Genomic DNA, 4,462 nt, shown 5'->3' on the forward strand with positions numbered 1-4,462 from the left:
GGGAGGAGCACGCGCGGGGTCCGGGGTTCTGGATCGGGGAATCGACGGGATCTCAACCGGCCAACAATCCCCCGCCGCGCACGGTTCCGATTCCGCGACATCTGCGGCCTGCCGGTGACGAGGCCTTAACCAAGCTTTGCCATTCTGCCGGGATGTCGGAATGGCGTGAGGGTCCGGTGGTCATGGCGAAGCCGCAGACGTCCCGGCCGGGCGAGACGCCCCAGACCCAGCCGCCGCTGAACCCGAGCGTGCGCCGCCACCTCGGCCAAAACCTGCGCAACCTCTACGCCGACACCCTCTCCGCCCCGGTGAGCGAGCGCCTCGAAGCGCTGATCGCGCAGCTGGACCGCCCGAAGGGCTGAGGAAGCCTCGGCGCGAGGGTCTTCGCTCTGCGGCTCGGTTTCCGGGGGTCGCCTGGGGGTGGCGAGCGGCCGAAAAGCTGCCGTTCGACCATTGGCCTGGGCCGGCGCCGCGATCCGCGCGCTCATGAGCCGGAAGGCGCCATGCTCCGCAAAGCCGTGCCGACGGCCGGTGCCCGCGCACGGGCACCGGTGCGGGCGTCGCCGAGGTCCCGGGCGCGCAGGGCAAGGGTCGCGGGCGCGCAGGGCAAGACGGTCGGTCACCCCGGCTCGCGCAGATTCGTGAAGTTCGCGACGATGCCGGGCGCCCGGCTGCCCTTCCGGGACGAGGCCATCAACCGGACGTGGTAGCGGGCGCCGTCCGCGCCCTCGATCGTCCGCTCGGAGGGCCGGCGCGTCGCCAGCACCGTCGGGATCTCGTCCGACAGCCACGTCAGGGCGATCGGCGCCGAGAAGTTGCGCAGGGACCGGCCGACGTCGCTCGGCTGCAAGCCGAAGATCTGCGCCGCGGCACGGGTGAACATGCGGATGTGGAGATCCGGCGTGAGGAGCACGCTGGCGACGTTCATGCCCTCGAACAGCGTGGCCTGGTCGTCGCTCAGCTGATCGATCGCCTCGATCTTCGACGTCAGCTCGACGTTCATCGTCTGAAGCTCTTCGTTCAGAGACTGCGTCTCCTCCTTCGCGGCCTCGAGCTCCTCGTTGGCGGCCTGCATCTCCTCGTTGACGGAGTACAGCTCCTCGTTCGAGGATTTGAGCTCCTCGAGGGAGGTCTCGTACTCCTCGATCACGGATTGGAGCCGCTCGCGCGTGCTGCTCAGCTCGCGCTCCAGGCCGTGGATCGCCGCGTCCCGATCGTCGGCTTCCAGAGCCTGCCGCCGCTCCTTCTCGACGGGGGCGGCGGCCTCGTCGAACACCACCAGGAACAGCGGCTCCGTCTCGCTCGGCGTGTGGAGCGGCTTGACGACCAGGGTGATCGTCTGCAGGCGCCCGTCCGGAAGCTCGACGCCGATGCTGTCGCGCACGACCCGGGTGTTGCCCTCGATCGCCTCGCGCAGGGCCGTCCGGAGATCCAGCCGCAGGCCCTTGCGCGCCATCGCGGCCAGCTCCCGGGTCGGCTGGCCAGGCACGACCTCCAGATGATCGCCGATCCGCGACGAGTAATGCACGGCCTCGCCCGTCCGCGTCACGACCGCGTGGGGGGGCGTGAACTCGGACAGCATCAGCGTCTCGACCGTGTGCCGCAGGGCCGCGTGCGTCTTCACGTTGCGCCGGTGCGGATGGCCGGTCCCCACGAAGACCGCCGTGTCCGGCCCGGACATCGGCGGCAGCCGGGCCGGCGGGATCGCGTCCCGCGCCTGGAAGATGCGGTGCCGCTTGTCGATCGTCTCGAACAGGTCCTCGAAGCGCGTCACGTTCTCGGCCATGCCGATGAACAGGTAGCCGCGCGGGCGCAGGGCGTAGTGCAGCACCGGCATCAGCTGCTGCTGGGCATCGACGCCGAGGTAGATCAGCAGGTTTCGGCACGAGACGAGATCGAGGCGCGAGAACGGCGGGTCGCGCAACACGCTGTGCGGGGCGAAGGTGCACAGGTCGCGCACGGCCTTCTTGACCACCGCGCTGTCGCCCTCGACGACGAAGTGCTGCGCGACCCGCTCGGGCGAGACGGCGGACAGGTAGGTCCTCGGGTAGAGGCCGGTCCGGGCGACCGTGAGCGAGCGCTCGTCGATGTCGGTGGCGAAGATCTGCACGCGCGGCGGATCCGCCAGGGTGAGCATGTGCTCGCGCAGGAGGATGGCCAGGGAGTAGACCTCCTCGCCGGTCGAGCAGGCCGGCACCCAGACCCGCACGATCTCGGTCGCCGCGCGCGCATCGAGAAGCTTCGGGATGACGTGGGCGGCGAGCGCCTCGAAGGCGGCGGCGTCGCGGAAGAAGTTCGTCACGCCGATCAGCAGATCCCGGAACAGCGCCCCGACTTCCGCCGGGTCGGCACGCAGCCGCTTGAGGTAGGCGTCCGGCCCGGCCGCCCCGACCACGCCGATGCGCCGCTGCATGCGACGCACGAAGGTGTTGGGCTTGTAGCCCGAGAAGTCGTGCCCGACCTGCGAGCGGAGGATGACGAAGATCTCAGCAAGCAGCTCGGCGTCGAGCTCCTGCGCGGCCGGGTCGGCCTGGGCCTCCCGCGCGGCGGTGCTGTGCGCGGCGATCCGGTCGCCCATCCGTTCGGCCGGCTCGCCGAAATCGACGAAGCCGGTCCGCAGCGAGCTGAGCGGCATGTCGGGGGTCTCGGGCCCGAAGCCGTCCAGGGTCTGGGCCAAGGTCAGGCCGCCGTGCTCCTTGATCGCCTTGATGCCGATGGCGCCGTCCCCGTCGCCGCCGGACAGGATCACGCCGACCGCGCGCTCGCCCTGGTCGAGGGCCAGGGCCGTCAGGAAGATGTCGACCGGCTTGGTCTCGCGGACCTTCGGCTCGAGCGGCCTCAACGTCAGCCGGCCGTCCACGATGCCCATGACGAAACCGCCCGGCATGACGTAGATGCGGCCCGGTCGGACCGGCGCGCCGTCGGTGGCGGTCTCGACCTCCAGCGGCGTGAACCGGGCCAGGACGTCCGGGAGCAGGCTCTTGTGGTCCCGGCTGAGATGCGTGACGATGACGAAGGCTGCCCCGAGCGTCTCCGGCACCCCGCGGAAGAAGCCCTGCATCGCTTCGATGCCGCCCGCGGACGCGCCGATGCCGACGATCGGAAAGTGGTCGTGGTCCATCACGATGTTCTGAGCCTTCGGATCGATGCAATGCCGTTCGTCGGGTCCCAGCATCCTGCGTTCTCGCCCGATGTCGAGGACGGCCGTGCGGATCAGCTGTCGTGCGTGGCCTCCTGCACGACGTAGGCGAGGCAGCGGGCCCGGGCCTCGGGGCTCTTCAGCCGCACGAACAGCCGCAGCAGCGCCACCACTTCGGGGAGATGATCCAGGCCCGCCACGGCGGTTTCGGTGTCCGGTGCCCGAGCCGGGTCGGCGGTCAGGAAGGTCGCCACCGGAACGCCCAGCGACCGGGCGATGCGGACCAGCGCACCGGGGTCGTCGTCCTGCAGGTCGTCACCGTTCATCATGACCGTCCGCTGATCCCCGCGCCGCGGCGATCAATGCACGGCGATCCCGGCCACGCGCGGTCCCATCACGCCGGCGATGCGACGCCCGACATGATGGAGCACGTGACCGAGGAGCAGGCGGGTCTGGGTGTCGGGGTCGTCTTCCGCGGCCTCGTAGGCCTCGATGAGGGACGCCACCAATTGGTTCGACGGGCCGGGGGCGTCGTCCATGCAGGATGCGAGAGGCCCCGCAGCGGTCTGCTCCCGGGAGCGTAGGACGAGCGCGCGCGAGGCCTGGAGCGTCCGCCGCGTCTCCTCGGCCATGGCGCGCAGCTCACGGGCCACCTCAAGGCACCGATCTGCTCGTGAGCGGTCTATCATCGGCGCTCCGGTTTCCGTCCCATGCCCGCACATGGACGACTTCCGTGCGGCAGATCGGAACGTGCACGCAATTTATAGATGTGGCAATCCGACGATTGCGTTCGAGGGCGATCGGGAGGACCGAACGTCAGCATGCGGGGCAGGTCGGCTTTCGCATCCATCGAGCAGACGCAAGTACAAGTCCCGCGTTCCCAAGTCGTCGCTCCATGCGCGGCCCGGAAGCGGACCGTCCGGCCTTGCCATGGGTCGTGCGCGGGCGCGACGGCGACGTCCGCTTCCGGTGGACCTGCGCGCGCGCGTCAGGTCCACCGGGCGCCCTTCATCGGCGGCGGCCTCCCGGAGCCGTACGACCCGAGCCGACATCGGAACCGTGGCCGGCCGGCACGCGGGCTCGGCGCGGCCGCGACGAAACGGCCGGTGCCAGGGATCGCACCGGATCCGGCCCTTCCGCCCGCCCGGAATTTGGAATGGTTTGCAGTTTCGTGCACCTTAGGCGTGAATCGGGCACGCCATCCGGAACGCCAAGAAGGCCGGACGCCCGACGGTGGAGGAAACATGAACGAAATCGTCAAGCCGGACTCCCTGATCGTCGCGGAGGCCGAGAGCCTGACCGAGACCTTCTTCGGCGGCTGCC

At 70.1% G+C, this 4,462-nt stretch carries 5 protein-coding genes; 2 read left to right on the forward strand and 3 right to left on the reverse strand.

All coding sequences use genetic code 11. From position 1 onward, the window contains the following. Nucleotides 1–182 precede the first annotated feature (182 nt). Nucleotides 183–362 (forward strand): NepR family anti-sigma factor, encoded by a 180-nt coding sequence (locus FV227_RS27895; RefSeq protein ID WP_147725361.1) that lies wholly within the window; start codon nt 183–185, stop codon nt 360–362. A gap of 257 nt (nt 363–619) precedes the next feature. Here FV227_RS27895 and FV227_RS27900 read toward each other — a convergent pair whose 3' ends face one another. The 3 genes from FV227_RS27900 to FV227_RS27910 are packed head-to-tail and all read right to left on the reverse strand — an operon-like array spanning nt 620 to nt 3,792. After that, nucleotides 620–3,175: a CheR family methyltransferase gene (locus FV227_RS27900; protein WP_147860414.1), complete on the reverse strand. Its 2,556-nt coding sequence runs from the start codon at nt 3,173–3,175 to the stop codon at nt 620–622. A gap of 38 nt (nt 3,176–3,213) precedes the next feature. Beyond that, nucleotides 3,214–3,468 carry a hypothetical protein gene (locus FV227_RS27905; protein ID WP_243933075.1) on the reverse strand — a complete coding sequence of 85 codons (255 nt, stop codon included), beginning with the start codon at nt 3,466–3,468 and terminating at the stop codon, nt 3,214–3,216. A gap of 30 nt (nt 3,469–3,498) precedes the next feature. Then, on the reverse strand, nt 3,499–3,792 hold the full coding sequence (locus FV227_RS27910) for a hypothetical protein (protein WP_147725363.1): 294 nt from the start codon (nt 3,790–3,792) through the stop codon (nt 3,499–3,501). A 453-nt stretch (nt 3,793–4,245) separates the two neighbouring features. Between FV227_RS27910 and FV227_RS29565 the strand changes: the two genes are divergently transcribed. Beyond that, on the forward strand, nt 4,246–4,462 hold a 217-nt coding region (locus tag FV227_RS29565; RefSeq protein WP_210246750.1), incomplete at its 3' end, for a hypothetical protein.

The sequence above is a fragment of the Methylobacterium sp. WL119 genome (assembly GCF_008039875.1).
Classification (GTDB): domain Bacteria; phylum Pseudomonadota; class Alphaproteobacteria; order Rhizobiales; family Beijerinckiaceae; genus Methylobacterium.

What these genes read in the sequence shown, in the direction of transcription:
- FV227_RS27895 (WP_147725361.1), top strand. Translation starts at nt 183, where the DNA reads ATGGCGAAGCCGCAGACGTCCCGGCCGGGCGAGACGCCCCAGACCCAG.
- FV227_RS27900 (WP_147860414.1), bottom strand. Translation starts at nt 3,175, where the DNA reads ATGCTGGGACCCGACGAACGGCATTGCATCGATCCGAAGGCTCAGAAC.
- FV227_RS27905 (WP_243933075.1), bottom strand. Translation starts at nt 3,468, where the DNA reads ATGATGAACGGTGACGACCTGCAGGACGACGACCCCGGTGCGCTGGTC.